Here is a 13,010-nt window from a genome sequence, read left to right as displayed (position 1 = left end):
AGAACTGCCCCCGGACTCCTTTCCTGTCCGATTCCATGCGGGGCGCGAGAGCTGACGCCGCATAGGAAATACATGGTTCTGGCACAGAACCCGCCGTACGCCCCCTGTCGGAGCGCACGCCGACACAAGCATCATGGCGTGAGCTCGCGGGCACGCGCAGCGCGGGCTTCAGCGGCCCCGGGGCGCGACGAGCGAAGGGGCGAGCGAGCGATGGGGACGCAGACCGTACACGCGACGGCACGGCCCGTGCGGACCAATCAGCGCGGCCAGGTGGTGGTCGACTGGCTGACCACCACCGACCACAAGAAGATCGGGCACCTCTATCTGATCACGTCGTTCGCGTTCTTCCTGGTCGGCGGGGTGATGGCGCTGCTGATGCGCGCCGAACTGGCCCGGCCGGGGCTACAGCTGGTGGACAACCAGCAGTTCAACCAGTTGTTCACGATGCACGGCACGATCATGCTGCTGCTGTTCGCGACACCGGCCTTCGCGGGCTTCGCCAACGAGCTGATGCCGCTGCAGATCGGCTCGCCCGACGTGGCCTTCCCACGGCTGAACATGCTGTCGTACTGGCTGTTCCTGTTCGGCGGCCTGATCGTGCTCGGCTCGCTGATGCTGCCCGACGGGCCGGCCTCCTTCGGCTGGTTCGCCTACGCGCCGCTCAACAGCCTGGAGCGCTCGCCCGGAGTCGGATCCGACCTGTGGATCATGGGCCTGGCGCTGGCCGGCTTCGGCACGATCCTCGGCGCGGTCAACTTCATCACCACGATCATCGGGATGCGGGCGCCCGGCATGACGATGTTCCGGATGCCGATCTTCACCTGGAACACGCTGTTCACGTCGATCCTGATCCTGATGGCGTTCCCGGTGCTGGCGGCGGCGCTGCTGTGTCTGGAGGCGGACCGGCGGTTCGGCTCGCACATCTTCGACGCGGCCAACGGCGGGGCGCTGCTGTGGCAGCACCTGTTCTGGTTCTTCGGGCATCCCGAGGTGTACATCATCGCGCTGCCGTTCTTCGGCATCATCAGCGAGATCATCCCGGTCTTCAGCCGCAAGCCGATCTTCGGCTATCTGACGCTGGTCGCGGCGACGATGACGATCACCGGTCTGTCGGTGGTGGTGTGGGCGCACCACATGTTCGCGACGGGCGCGGTGCTGCTGCCGTTCTTCTCGTTCATGAGCTTCCTGATCGCGGTGCCGACCGGCGTGAAGTTCTTCAACTGGACCGGGACCATGCTCAAGGGCTCGCTGTCCTTCGAGACGCCGATGCTGTGGTCGGTGGGCTTCCTGGTGACGTTCCTGTTCGGCGGTCTGACCGGGGTGATCCTGGCGTCGCCGCCGATGGACTTCCATGTCACGGACACGTACTTCGTCGTCGCGCACTTCCACTACGTCGTCTTCGGCACCGTCGTCTTCGCGATCTTCGCCGGGTTCTACTTCTGGTGGCCGAAGTTCACCGGGAAGATGCTGGACGAGCGGCTCGGCAAGATCCAGTTCTGGACGCTGTTCGTCGGCTTCCACACCACGTTCCTGGTGCAGCACTGGCTGGGCGCCGAGGGCATGCCGCGCCGGTACTCGGACTATCTCGCCGCGGACGGGTTCACGGCGCTCAACACCATCTCGACGATCGGCGCGTTCCTGCTCGGCATGTCCACGCTGCCGTTCCTCTACAACGTCTGGAAGACCGCCAAGTACGGCGAGAAGGCCGACGCCGACGACCCCTGGGGCTACGGCCGCTCCCTGGAGTGGGCGACGTCCTGCCCGCCCCCGCGGCACAACTTCACGACGCTGCCGAAGATCCGCTCCGAGTCCCCGGCGTTCGACCTGCACCATCCGGAGTACGGGGCGATCGAGCCGGGTCCCGTTCCAGCGCCCGGGACAGCAGGTCCCGAGCGGTCCTGATCGACTCGGTGAACTCCGCGGGCTCCAGCACCTCGAACTCGAAGCCCGTCATCATCACGTGCAGGACCATCACATCGAGGCTCGCGGCCCCGGTGCGCAGCACGCAGGCGTCGTCCCCTTCGGCCTCCAGCGTGCCCGCGGACGGCGAGATACGCTCCGCGGCCTCTTCCAGGGGCACCAGCAGCCGGATGACGGCCTGCGCGGCGTACGCGCGCGTGGAGACGCCCCGGGAGACGTATGCGGCGAGGTCGTCGGCGGGCGGGGGGCGGGGTGTGAAGCGCGGGCCATGCGGGGGCCTCGGCATGATGCGGTCGGCGCGGAAGGTGCGCCAGTCGTCGCGGTCCAGGTCCCAGGCGACCAGGTACCAACGGCGCTCGGTGCACACCAGGCGGTGCGGTTCGACCGTACGGCGGGTCGGGGCGCCTTCGTGATCGCTGTACTCGAAGCGGAGCCGCTCGGCGTCCCGGCAGAGGTTGGCGAGCTCGGTGAGGACGGCCGGATCGACGGCGGAGGGCTGCGGGCCGCGCAGCATCGGCACGGTGAAGGCGTTGAGGGCGCTCACCCGGCGGCGCAGCCGGCTGGGCAGGACCTGCTCCAGCTTGGCGAGGGCCCGTACGGAGGTCTCGCCGATGCCCTCGATGCCCTGTCCGGCAGCGGTGCGCAGGCCGACGGCGACGGCGACGGCCTCGTCGTCGTCCAGCAGCAGCGGCGGCAGCTCGGCGCCCGCGCCCAGCTGGTAGCCGCCGCCGGTGCCGGGGCTGGCGTTGACCGGGTAGCCCAGCTCGCGCAGCCGGTCCACGTCCCGGCGCACCGTGCGCGGGGTGACGCCGAGGCGGTCGGCCAGGTCGGCGCCGGACCACTCGCGGTGGGCCTGGAGGAGCGAGAGCAGGCGCAGGAGTCGTGCCGAGGTCTCCAACATGGGGCTGAGTCTGCCAGGGCTTGCGGACAGCTGCTGTCCGCAAGCCCTGGCAGACTCAGCGGGGCGGGGTGACGGACAGGGACAGGTCGTTGTCCCGTGTGTAGTAGGGCCCGGCCTCCACCGGTCCGTACGGCGTTCGCACCCGCACGCGTGGATAGGTGAACACCGGCTTCTTGTCGGCGACGTCGTCCAGCAGCCGCGCGATCCGCACGCACGGCCCCGCCTCCCCCGTCGGCCGCAGCCACAGGTCCCACACGCCGGGTTCCAGGGCCGCGTAGGCGACGGTGAACCGGAACCCGGTCTGGCCGGCGGCGACGGCGAGCCGGCGCACGGGGTCCGGGGCGTGCCGGCCGCGCAGTTCGGCATACGCGCCGGGCGTGAGGCAGGTGCCGTACACGCGCCCGCACACGGTCAGCCCACCCTCCGTGAGCCGCAGTTCCCCCGCCTCCGCGTGCGGGGCGCGCAACCAGCTGCGGACCGTGAGGTTGCCGTGCCGGGTCTCGTACGGGATGCGGACGGCGACATGGCCCCGGGCACCGCTCGGCGTCCGGGCTGCGAGGGAGCACAGGTCGGTGACGCCCGGGGCGAGGCGGCGCGGCTCACCGGCGCCCACGCGCGCGTAGGCGTCCCAGCGGCCCTCGGGCAGGGCGACGCTGCTGGGCAGCGCGGCGCGCAGCCGGCCGTCGGCCGCCGGGGTCAGCGGCAGACCGACCTCCTCCAGGCCGTCGCGTCGGCGCAGCACCAGGTGAGCTACGTCGGCCGCCCCGCGCACACTGACGTCGAAGGTCAGCCCGCCGGCGGAGTCGGCGATGCAGTCGGCGCGCAGCGGTGCGACCCGCGAGACGGGCGTCGTCATGCGGTGCGGTTCCTCCCTCGGTCTTCTGCCGTGTCCTGTTGGACCGGCAACCTGGGCGTTCGGTTGCCCGCTAAGGCTCGTAAGCCAGTTGCTGCACCTCGAAGCACGTGTCGTTCATGTCGCCCTGGGAGACCCAGCCCCTGCCGTCCCGCCAGCGGGCCACCGACAGGCACGTCCTGCGCCTCTCGGGCGGCTCGGCCAGCCGCTCGAAGCGGACCGGGACGAGGAGTCCGCCGGCGGTGTAGTCCTCGCTGCGGTTCATGAAGTCGTCGACGCACGCGCGCGTGACGCCCGTTTCCGCCTCCGCGCAGGACTTCGCCGCGTCCGTGAACCACCGGGCGGCCGCCCAGCCCTCCAACTGCCACTGGGAGTGGGTCTTCAGCCCCTCGGTGGCGTCCCGGAACTCCCGTACGGCCGCCTGGCCGGTGTCCTCGAAGTTGCGGCTGGAGCCCGTCGCCCACAGGGCGTTGCGGCAGCGCGGCGCGTCCTTGTAGTCGTCGGGGACGGTGGACGTCCAGTTCTGTACGTTCGTGACCTTGGCGGTGACCTCGACGCCGACGTCGTCCATCGCCTTGCACAGCCGGGCGTTGCCGTGACTGTCGATGGCGTCGAAGACCAGGTCGGCGCCCTGTTCCTTCAGGTCGGCCGCGGCGGCACGGAAGTTGGGCAGCGCGAAGTCGACCTGCTCGGTGACGACCTTGTAGCCCTCGGCCTTCAGACCGCGCTCGACGAGCCGGGCGTAGGCGGCGGACGCGGACTGGTTGTAGGAGATGACCGCGGCCGTACGGGCCCCGTGCTCGCGCTTGAAGTAGCGGTAGACCTCCGTGCCGCCGTACAGCTTGCCGTCCCAGCCCGGGGTGCCGGAGCGGGGCGCGAGGCTGCCGTAGATGCCGTAGAGGTGCGGCCAGGTGTCGTAGGCGGCCCCGATGGGCTGGCCGCCGATGTCGGGCACGCGTGCGCGTGAGACGCGGGAGGCGCCGGCGTAGTCCAGGGCGGTGGTGGCGACCAGGGCGACGACCTTGTCCTCGTCGACCACTTTGTGCACGCACTCGTTGTTGCCGACGCCGCTGCCGCCGTCGTCGCACAGCCGTACCTCGATCCGGCGGCCGTCGATGCCTCCGCGCGCGTTGAGGCGGTCGAAGTACGCCTTGGCACCGTCGCGCGGGCCGGTGAAGGCGCTGCCGCCGACCGGGCTGGTGGCGCTGGTGATGATGCCGACGCGGATCGGAGCGCCGTCGCTCGGCGCGGGTGTCGGGGTCCGGCCGCGGTCCTCGAAGTCACTCTCCGGCAGCCGGCTGCCGCAGCCCGCGCCCAGGGCGAGCAGCAGCACGGCGGCCATGGCCTCAGCAACCCGGGATCGGCGACCCATTGCCGCTCAGCTGGACCAGCGCGCACAGCGTCTTCGCGGACACCTTCCAGGTGCCGTCCTGCTCCACCGCCGTTCCGGAGGCGGCCGGCAGGGCGGTGGCGCCCTTCAGGGTCAGGTCGTACGTCACGTCCGCGTCGGTCGGCGAGGTGAACTCGATCTTGGTGACCTTCGCCTGGACCTGTCCGCCGCGCTCGTCACCGCTGAAGGCCTGCAGCACCGGCGCCATCCGGTCGCCGTTCTCCAGTACGGTCTGCTTCTCCTCCAGGGAGGTCGCCGGGTCGAAGAACTTCTGCCAGTTCTGCCGGATCTCCTGCTCGGCCACTCCCACGTCGGCGGGCGCCGTGGCAGCCGGAGACGTCTGCTCGACGGTCGGGGTGGGGGGCGTGGCGTCGCCGCCGCCTCCCTCGTCGTCGCTGCACGCCGCGAGGGCCGGGGCGAGAAAGAGGAGCAGGGCGGCCGCGAGTGCCGTACCCCGTCCCGCCGCCCGTGGGCCGTGTCCCCTCTGTACGGTCCCCCGCCTGAGGTCGCTCCCGAGAACCATCTGGCTCACCACCGGGTGTCGGTCCGGACCGTGCGAGCCCGGTGCTTTCAGGGTCAGCTTCAAGAAGGCATAGTGCAAGCCATTGGCTGGCATGCACAGACACACGACGTGTGGGAGTCGATGATGCGGACAGCCCGACTGCGCACCGTGCATCCCGTCCTGTGGGCCGGGTGGGGCGCGCTCGCCGCGGGTGCGGTGCTGTGCGTCATCGGCTGGTACGGCATCTCCGGGGAGCGGTTCGCGGAGCGTCAGCTGCCGTATCTCGCGTCCTGCACGGTCCCCGGTGCCGCGCTGATCATCGCCGGGGCGGTGCTGCTCACCCACGGCCGCAGCGCCATCGCCGCCGCGCGCGTGGAGGAGTTGTACGGCCTTCTGGTGGCCGCCGGGAGCGCCGACGGCGAGGAGTCCGGGGAGGCGGCCGCGACGCGGCCGGCGGTCAGCGGGGACCTGCTGATGGTGCCGGGCGGCACGCTGTGGCACCGCGCCGACTGTCCGCTGGTCGCCGGGAAGGCGGAGGCGGTGCCGGTGGACGCCAAGCTGCTGGCGACCGGCGAACTGGGCCCGTGCCCGATCTGCGAGCCCGCCGAAGAAACCGGCTGATGGCCTCCCTGACCTACGACCTCACCCTCGCCGGCCTCTCCGTTGGCAGCGCCGCCGCGCTCACCGGAATCGGCCTGATCGTGACGTACCGCGCGACCGGCGTGCTGAACTTCGCGCACGGCGCGATCGCCATGGTGTGCGCGTACGTCCTGCGGCAGTGCGTGGTGGAGTGGGGCTGGCCGCTGTGGGCGGGGGTGACGGTGACGCTGCTGGTGCTGGCGCCCGGGATCGGTATGGCGCTGGAACGGTTCGTCTTCCGGCCGCTGTCGGTCCTGGGGACCGACCCGGCGCAGGCTCTGGTGGCGTCCATCGGGGTGTTCGTGCTGCTGGTGGGCGGGGCGGCGCTGCTATGGGGCCAGGGGGCCCGGGACGACGCGCCGGAGCTGGTGTCGGCGGACCCCTGGGGGCAGCTGTCGGTGGCGCTGCTGCTGGCGGCGGGGGTCGGGGCGGTGATCCGCTGGACGCGTTTCGGCCGGGAGCTGCGGGCGGTGGTGGACGACCGTCAGCTGGCCGTCGTCGGCGGCATCGACGCGGACCGGGTGGCGGCGGCGGGCTGGGCGTTCGGGTCGTTCACGGCGGGTCTGACGGGCGTACTGCTGGCGCCGTACGTACGCCTGGACCCGTACGGCATGCCGCTGCTGGTCATGGAGGTGGTGGCGGTGGCGGTGGCGGCACGTATGCGCAGCCTCCCGGTCGCGGTGGTCGTCGCGCTCGGCATCGGGGTGGCGCAGAGCCAGCTGACCCGACTGCACCCCTCGGGCTGGGGGGAACCACTCGTCCAGGCGGCCGGCGCGAACCTCTTCGTGGTGGCCCTGCTGATCGCCGCCCTCGCTCTCCCTCGCATCGGCACACGGGACGCGCTCCCGCGCACGGCCACCGCGCGCGTACCGACTCCGCCGGGCGCCTGGATCGTGGCCGTGGTGCTGTTCCTGCTGCCGCTGGGCTTCGCGGGCTCGGACCTGCACACGTCCGTCCAGGTGCCGGCGCTGGGCGTGGTGCTGCTGTCGCTGGTCGTGGTCACGGGCCGGGGCGGCCAGATCTCGCTGGGGCAGGCGGCGTACGCGGGACTGGGCGCCCTGTTCACGGCGCTGCTGGCGGCGGGCCGCTTCCCCGGCCTGCCCCGTCTGCCGGAACTCGCGGCACTCGCGTTGGCGGTCGTCCTGGTGGCCCCCCTGGGCCTGCTCACGGGCTGGCCGGCGATCAGCCGCCAGGGCCTCGCCCTCGCGCTGGCGACGTTCGCGGTGGGCGTCGGAGTGAGCCGGTTCGTGTTCGCCCAGCCGTACGCGGTCTCGGGCCTGTCCCTCGGCCGCCCGGCGGGCTTCGACGGTGACCGCGCGTACTACGTCCTCGAACTCGCCCTGCTGGCGGGCGCGTTGCTGGCGACCTGGCGGCTCCGCCGGGGCCGTACGGGCCGGGCCCTGGCGGCGATGCGGGACCACGAGTCGGGGGCGTCGGCGGCGGGCGTCCAGGTCCCGTCCCTGAAGCTGCTGGCCTTCGTCTCCGGCGCCGCGCTGGCGGCCCTCGGCGGCGGCATGCTCGGCATGGGACTGCGGGCCTTCGACCCCGGGGCGTACGACCCCGTCCGCGGCCTGCTGTGGTTCGCGGCGGTCGTGGTCCTGGGCGCGGACAGCACGCTGGGCGCACTGGCGGCCGCGGCGCTCCTGGTCGGCCTGGACGCGGGCGCGCGGGGCGGGGTGGCGGCGGCGCTGATCGGGGTGCTGGCGGTGCTGGTCGGGCGGTTTCCCGGGGGGCCGTACGAGGCGCTGCGGACGGCGGCGGGGAGACTGCGGCTGCGACGGAGGGCGACGCTTACGGCGGTGGGGGCGGGGGCGCGGAGGAGGCTGCGGCCGGCGGTGGAGCGGACCACGCCCGCACCCGCGCCGGCGGGGACGACGCGCTGGTCGGAGCGGGGTGGAGCTTCGGGGACGGCCAGGCAGCGGGGGGATGCGGGGGCGAGCGGTGGAGGCGGCGGGGCGAGGGCGAGGACCGGACGCCCTGGGGACGCCGAGACAAACGCCGCCGCGGGTCGCCTGAGTGAGGGCAGTGAGGAGGGCGGAGCAGGGGGAGGGCATGGACGACCACACGGCGAGCCACCGACCGGCTTCCCGGACGCGAGCTGGCCGCCACGGGACGACCACCCAGACGACGCCGCACCGTCCGAGCGGCACCGCCGGGCGGACCCACCTCCTCCCACCGGCCCCGGCACACCCCCCTCCCCCACCCTCACCGCCCGCCACCTCCACGCCCGCTACGGCGGCTTCACCGCCCTCGACGGTGTCGATCTCGACGTCCCGCCCGGCGAGGTCACCGCCATCGTCGGACCAAACGGTGCCGGGAAGAGCACCCTGTTCCACTGTCTCGCCGGGACGCATCGTCCCTCGCGTGGGCAGGTTCTGCTCGGTGGGCGGGACGTGACGCGGCTGGCGGCGCATGCCCGGACCCGGCTCGGGATCGGGCGTACCTTTCAGCAGCTGGCCGTTTTCCCGTCGTTGACCGTGGCCGAGAACGTCCAGGTGGGCGCCGAGCAGGCGCGGGTCCGGGATCCGGGGGCCGTGGAGCGGGCGCTCAGGCTGCTCGGTCTTGACGGCCCGGTGAGGGCGTCGCCCGCCGCCGGGCTGCCCACCGGCACGCTGCGCCGCGTCGAACTCGCCCGCGCCCTCGCCGGCAGCCCGCGTGTGCTGCTCCTCGACGAACCCGCCGCCGGACTGGACACCGCCGAAGTGACCGCGCTGACCCGCGTGCTGAAGGCCCTGGCCGCCGACGGCACCGGCCTGCTCGTCGTCGAGCACGACCTCGACCTGGTCGCCGACCTGGCCGACGTCGTGCACGTGATGACGGCGGGCCGCATCGTCGCCTCCGGCCCGCCCGGCAGCGTGCTCGACACCCTCGCCGCCCGGGAGAGCCCCGCATGACGACGATGATCTCCCTGCGCCGTGCACGCGTGCGTTACGGCCCCCTGGAAGCGCTCCACGGCGTCACCCTGGCCGCCCCGGGCCCGGGTCTCACCGTCCTGCTGGGCCGCAACGGCTCCGGCCGTACGACGGCCCTGCGTGCCCTCGCCGGAACCGTGCCGCTGTCCGGCGGCGCGGTGGTGTGGGACGGCGCCGACGTGACCCGTATGCCCGCCCACGAACGCGCCCGGCGGGGACTGTGCCTCGTACCGGAACGGCAGGCCGTGTTCGGCTCCCTCACGGTGCGCGAGAACCTCGAACTCACCGCCCCCGCCTACGACTCCGCCCTCGACGCCTACCCCCAGCTGGAGCCCCTCCTCGCGCGCCGCGCCGGCACCCTCTCCGGCGGCGAGCAGCGCATGCTCGCCCTCTCCCGGGCCCTGCTGGCACGCGCGCGTGTGGTGCTCGTCGACGAACCCGCGCAGGGCATGTCGCCGACGGTCGCGGCCCGTACGTACGAGCTGCTGAGCGCGCTCCACGCGTGCGTGGTCGTCGCCGAGCAGCGGCTGCCGCCCGTGCTGCACGGCCGGCCGGCACTCGTGTACGAACTGCGGCGCGGTGCCGTCGTGTTCAGCGGAGAGGCGAGCGAGCCGCGGCCTTCGGGATGACCAGCAGCATGCCCGGCCTCAGCAGGTCCGGATCGCGGCCGACCAACTCCTCGTTGGCCCTGTAGAGCGCCTGCCAGCCGCCCTTGACGCCGTACTTGCGGGCGATCGACGAGAGCGTGTCGCCGGGTTTCACCGTGTGCATACGGCCCTTGAGTCCGTACCGCCGGGAACAGACCGGCCAGGCCTCCCAGCCCTGCACGGCGAGCACCTCCTGCCCGACCGCGATCTGCTGCTCGCGGGTGGCGAGATCCGCGCGCGGGGCGTACTTCAGACCGCCGAACTCCTCCCAGGTCGGCTGCCAGAACTGCAGTCCGCCGTAGAAGCCGTTGCCGGTGTCGACGTCCCAGCGCCCGCCGCTCTCGCACTCGGCGACACACCCCCATGGCCACTGGTCCTTCGCGCACTCGTACGAGACGGCGGCCGGTGGCGGTGGTGCCGCCTGTGAGACGCCCGGCGCGAGGGCCGTGTACAGGGCCGCGGCGATGAGAAGGCTGATCGGCTTGCGGTACATCGGGCCACGCTAAGCAGCGTGCCGCGTACGGCCTTGCGGCGCGTCCGGTGCGCCCAGAGGCCCCACCCGGTCGGCGGACCGGCCGGACGGGGCCCCGTGCCCGGAACGGGGGGAGCGCCGCTCAGATGTCGAGGCGCTGCCCGGGCACGATCAGGTGGGGATCACCGCCGATGACGGCCTTGTTGGCGGCGTAGAGACTCTGCCAGGTGGTCCCGTTCCGGGCGGCGATGCCGCTCAGGGTGTCGCCCGTGCGGACGGTGTAGTCGCCGCGGGACGCGTCGCGCGTCGTGTGCCCGGTCGAGCGCTCCGGCGTCTTCGACGGCGTCGAGGGGGCTGCCTTGGTGGTGGCGGAGCCGGTGGACGGAGCCGCGGGCGCGCTCCCGTACGCTCCGGCCCGGGCCGAACAGGTCGGCCACGCGCCCCACCCCTGGGCGCGCTGGACCTTGGTGGCCACCGCGATCTGCTGGGACTTGGAGGCCTGGTCGGCGGTCGGCGCGTAGGCCGTGCCGCCGTACGCCCGCCAGGTGGAGGCGGCGAACTGCAGTCCTCCGTAGTAGCCGTTCCCGGTGTTGATGTGCCAGTTGCCGCCGCTCTCGCACTGGGCGATGCGGTCCCACACTCCGCCGTCCGCCGCCACGGCGTTGCCGTTCGCGGCCAGCAGCCCGAGGGGGGCGAGCAGTGCCGCCCCGGCGAGGACCGCCGTCGTACGAGTCCGGCCCCGGGCCGGATTCCCCTGCGTCTTACGAGCGTTGCCGTGAGTGTTGTCGGCACATGCGGACATGTAGTTCCCTCTCGAAGGACCCGGGATCCCCCAAGGCGGGACGCCACGGCCCGCGTGTCGCACGCGGTCGTCGCGCTCCGCCCCGTCCGCCGGAGGCTGGTGCTGCGAGCTGGCTTTTGGTGCGGCCGGCGGACGTACCCGAGCGGTGCTCGTTGCACACGGCCGAGGAATCTAGGGAGCGGGGCGACCGGTATCAACCGACTCCTTGTCATTCCAGGCCAGTTCGCCGTTACCTCGGGTATCGGCGATTTTCAGCCACCCACTTCATTCGCTGATTTCAGGATTTGTCGACCCGCCGGTCCGGCGATCTGTGACTCACCTCACCGCATCAACTTCCTTGGATTTCCAAGGACTTGACCCTGAGTGTCCAATTCCGCACCGCACGTGACGCTGTGCGGTGGATGGTTCGATTCCGTTCGCCCTGGAGCGTGACTCCCGCCACAGATCACCCGTTGTCTCCTTCATGAGCCCGGGACCGCCCGGTTCACGGGGCCGGGAGCCACCCGGTCCCGCCACGCACCACTTCCCGAGGGAGCCACCGTGCCGCGCATGCTCGACGTCAGCAACGAGGTACGCGCCGAGATCGGCGACGAAGAAGCCGACCGGCTGCTCGCCGGAGAGAACGCCCCCGGCAGTTACGACTGCACGTCCTGCCGCACCCCGGGCGACTCCGAACAGGAGCGCACCAGCACCGTCCTGTTCATCGGCGACGAGACCGCCGTCCTCGCCTTCGCCCACGCCACCTGCCTGCCCTCGCAAGTCGTCCAGGTCACCGAGGAGCAGCTCCAGGGGGCCGTGAAGTCCATCACCGGCGACACCGTCGACCTGGAGCCCGAGAAGATCGTGCCCGAGCAGGCCGTGCTCGGCGTGACCAGCGGACTGATCCTGATCGCCGGGGAGTTGCATCCGGCGCTGGTCGTCGAGCCGACCGGGCCCATCGTGCGGCCCGGCGCGACCAGCGCGGGCGACGACTTCCTGCCGCTGCTCATCGAGCAGGGGTTCATGCCGGCGACGGCGATCGACTCGGTGCCGCCGGTGCTGCACGGGTGGTCGGTGCTGCTGGCCGTGGGGCAGCTGCATGCGGTGCTGCAGCCCGGGGCCAACGGGGGGCAGCCGGTTGCCTGGTGGCAGGCGCACCATCCGCTGCAGGTGACCGAGGGGTGGCGGGCCGCCGCCAACAAGCACCAGCAGGTACTCATGTTCGCGGCGCCGGTCGGGTCCATCGGGCGCCAGCCCCGGGAGGATCTGCTGCGGGACGCGCTGGACAAGGCGGCGGCCAACGGGAAGTTGGTCGCGGCCGCGCTGCCGCTTGCGGGGACGTGAGCGCCCAGGGAAAAGGGCACTGCGCGTTGTCGGGCGGCTGCGGGTCGGTTGTGGCTGGTCGCGCCCACGCGGCGGAGCCGCACATCTAGGGGGTGTTTCGAAAGTCCTGTGCGGTGCCCGCGGTGTCCGGTGCGTGCTCTCGGCGCGGGCGCCGTGGGTGCTGTGCGGGACTTTCGAAACACCCCCTAGTGCCCCTGGAGGCCTGCCGCGCAACCGCATCTCATCAAGCTCGCGATCGTTTGCACATACGTGCACACCTACGACGTTCCCCTCCGCCTGTCCTATCAGCCGGCGTTCTCGCGGTCGGCTCCGGATCCTCCTGGCGGCCCATCGGCCACGCCGATCTACGACGCGCTCTACGCCGAGTACGTCAAGTCCTTCCGCTCGCTGCCAGGTGACCGCAGTGGCGAGGAGGACCTGGGGTTCACCGCCTTCGGGAACACCCCGTACAGCACGGGCTCGTTCAGCAACTCGTACAGCGCCTACAGTGCGGGGGCCTTCAGTGCCCGTCAGCAGTCGCAGTGGCAGCGCGTCGGATCGATCGGGGAGCAGCACAGCACGGGCATGCACCACGTCCCGGCCTCGCTGCCGCCCGGCCCGCGCCGCGGCATCTGAGGCGTAAGGAGAGGGCGGCCCCGGTCGGGGCCGC

The 13,010-nt window shown here is 72.3% G+C and carries 11 protein-coding genes and 1 pseudogene; 6 read left to right on the top strand and 6 right to left on the bottom strand.

The window, feature by feature from the left end; all coding sequences use genetic code 11:
- Positions 1 to 72 precede the first annotated feature (72 nt).
- Positions 73 to 1,779: pseudogene (gene ctaD, locus AQJ91_RS36405) on the top strand (aa3-type cytochrome oxidase subunit I); the annotation flags it as partial.
- A gap of 1 nt (position 1,780) precedes the next feature.
- Here ctaD and AQJ91_RS36400 read toward each other — a convergent pair.
- From AQJ91_RS36400 to AQJ91_RS36385, 4 genes are all read right to left on the bottom strand, one after another.
- On the bottom strand, positions 1,781 to 2,821 hold the full coding sequence (locus AQJ91_RS36400) for a helix-turn-helix transcriptional regulator (protein ID WP_079085491.1): 1,041 nt from the start codon (positions 2,819 to 2,821) through the stop codon (positions 1,781 to 1,783).
- A 55-nt stretch (positions 2,822 to 2,876) separates the two neighbouring features.
- On the bottom strand, positions 2,877 to 3,677 hold the full coding sequence (locus tag AQJ91_RS36395; RefSeq protein WP_067030338.1) for a hypothetical protein: 801 nt from the start codon (positions 3,675 to 3,677) through the stop codon (positions 2,877 to 2,879).
- 70 nt (positions 3,678 to 3,747) lie between these two features.
- Complete coding sequence (locus AQJ91_RS36390; RefSeq protein WP_067030334.1) at positions 3,748 to 5,046, bottom strand: ABC transporter substrate-binding protein; 1,299 nt, start codon at positions 5,044 to 5,046, stop codon at positions 3,748 to 3,750.
- Positions 5,021 to 5,587 (bottom strand): MTB12 C-terminal domain-containing protein, encoded by a 567-nt coding sequence (locus AQJ91_RS36385; RefSeq protein ID WP_067030510.1) that lies wholly within the window; start codon positions 5,585 to 5,587, stop codon positions 5,021 to 5,023. The genes AQJ91_RS36390 and AQJ91_RS36385 overlap by 26 nt, the downstream gene beginning before the upstream one ends.
- A gap of 123 nt (positions 5,588 to 5,710) precedes the next feature.
- Between AQJ91_RS36385 and AQJ91_RS36380 the strand changes: the two genes are divergently transcribed.
- The 3 genes from AQJ91_RS36380 to AQJ91_RS36370 are packed head-to-tail and all read left to right on the top strand — an operon-like array spanning position 5,711 to position 9,746.
- Positions 5,711 to 6,187, top strand: coding sequence for a hypothetical protein (locus AQJ91_RS36380; RefSeq protein WP_067030507.1), 477 nt, complete (start codon positions 5,711 to 5,713; stop codon positions 6,185 to 6,187).
- On the top strand, positions 6,187 to 9,099 hold the full coding sequence (locus AQJ91_RS36375) for an ABC transporter permease subunit (protein WP_067030332.1): 2,913 nt from the start codon (positions 6,187 to 6,189) through the stop codon (positions 9,097 to 9,099). Before AQJ91_RS36380 ends, AQJ91_RS36375 begins: the two co-directional genes overlap by 1 nt.
- A gap of 5 nt (positions 9,100 to 9,104) precedes the next feature.
- Complete coding sequence (locus AQJ91_RS36370; RefSeq protein WP_407696981.1) at positions 9,105 to 9,746, top strand: ABC transporter ATP-binding protein; 642 nt, start codon at positions 9,105 to 9,107, stop codon at positions 9,744 to 9,746.
- Here the strand turns inward: AQJ91_RS36370 and AQJ91_RS36365 are convergent.
- Positions 9,709 to 10,257: a LysM peptidoglycan-binding domain-containing protein gene (locus AQJ91_RS36365; protein WP_067030327.1), complete on the bottom strand. Its 549-nt coding sequence runs from the start codon at positions 10,255 to 10,257 to the stop codon at positions 9,709 to 9,711. The two genes, AQJ91_RS36370 and AQJ91_RS36365, sit on opposite strands and share 38 nt — an antisense overlap.
- 121 nt (positions 10,258 to 10,378) lie before the next feature.
- Positions 10,379 to 11,038 (bottom strand): LysM peptidoglycan-binding domain-containing protein, encoded by a 660-nt coding sequence (locus tag AQJ91_RS36360; protein ID WP_067030324.1) that lies wholly within the window; start codon positions 11,036 to 11,038, stop codon positions 10,379 to 10,381.
- A 540-nt stretch (positions 11,039 to 11,578) separates the two neighbouring features.
- Between AQJ91_RS36360 and AQJ91_RS36355 the strand changes: the two genes are divergently transcribed.
- Both AQJ91_RS36355 and AQJ91_RS36350 read left to right on the top strand, forming a co-directional pair.
- Entirely contained in the window at positions 11,579 to 12,361 is a 783-nt protein-coding gene (locus AQJ91_RS36355) for a hypothetical protein (protein ID WP_067030321.1), read from the top strand.
- Positions 12,362 to 12,610: 249 nt separating this feature from the next.
- Positions 12,611 to 12,976: a hypothetical protein gene (locus AQJ91_RS36350; protein ID WP_067030317.1), complete on the top strand. Its 366-nt coding sequence runs from the start codon at positions 12,611 to 12,613 to the stop codon at positions 12,974 to 12,976.
- The last annotated feature ends 34 nt before the right edge of the window (positions 12,977 to 13,010 follow it).

Origin of the sequence: Streptomyces dysideae, assembly GCF_001514305.1 — a bacterium.
Lineage (GTDB): Bacteria > Actinomycetota > Actinomycetes > Streptomycetales > Streptomycetaceae > Streptomyces > Streptomyces dysideae.
The sequence above is the reverse complement of the archived record's forward strand: the minus strand, read 5'-3'. Positions and strand labels throughout refer to the sequence as shown.

Bases quoted from the DNA above. Each gene is read 5' to 3' on its own strand.
- AQJ91_RS36390 (WP_067030334.1), bottom strand. From the start codon at position 5,046: ATGGGTCGCCGATCCCGGGTTGCTGAGGCCATGGCCGCCGTGCTGCTG.
- AQJ91_RS36365 (WP_067030327.1), bottom strand. From the start codon at position 10,257: ATGTACCGCAAGCCGATCAGCCTTCTCATCGCCGCGGCCCTGTACACG.
- AQJ91_RS36380 (WP_067030507.1), top strand. From the start codon at position 5,711: ATGCGGACAGCCCGACTGCGCACCGTGCATCCCGTCCTGTGGGCCGGG.
- AQJ91_RS36395 (WP_067030338.1), bottom strand. From the start codon at position 3,677: ATGACGACGCCCGTCTCGCGGGTCGCACCGCTGCGCGCCGACTGCATC.
- AQJ91_RS36360 (WP_067030324.1), bottom strand. From the start codon at position 11,038: ATGTCCGCATGTGCCGACAACACTCACGGCAACGCTCGTAAGACGCAG.
- AQJ91_RS36385 (WP_067030510.1), bottom strand. From the start codon at position 5,587: ATGGTTCTCGGGAGCGACCTCAGGCGGGGGACCGTACAGAGGGGACAC.
- AQJ91_RS36400 (WP_079085491.1), bottom strand. From the start codon at position 2,821: ATGTTGGAGACCTCGGCACGACTCCTGCGCCTGCTCTCGCTCCTCCAG.
- AQJ91_RS36375 (WP_067030332.1), top strand. From the start codon at position 6,187: ATGGCCTCCCTGACCTACGACCTCACCCTCGCCGGCCTCTCCGTTGGC.
- AQJ91_RS36370 (WP_407696981.1), top strand. From the start codon at position 9,105: ATGATCTCCCTGCGCCGTGCACGCGTGCGTTACGGCCCCCTGGAAGCG.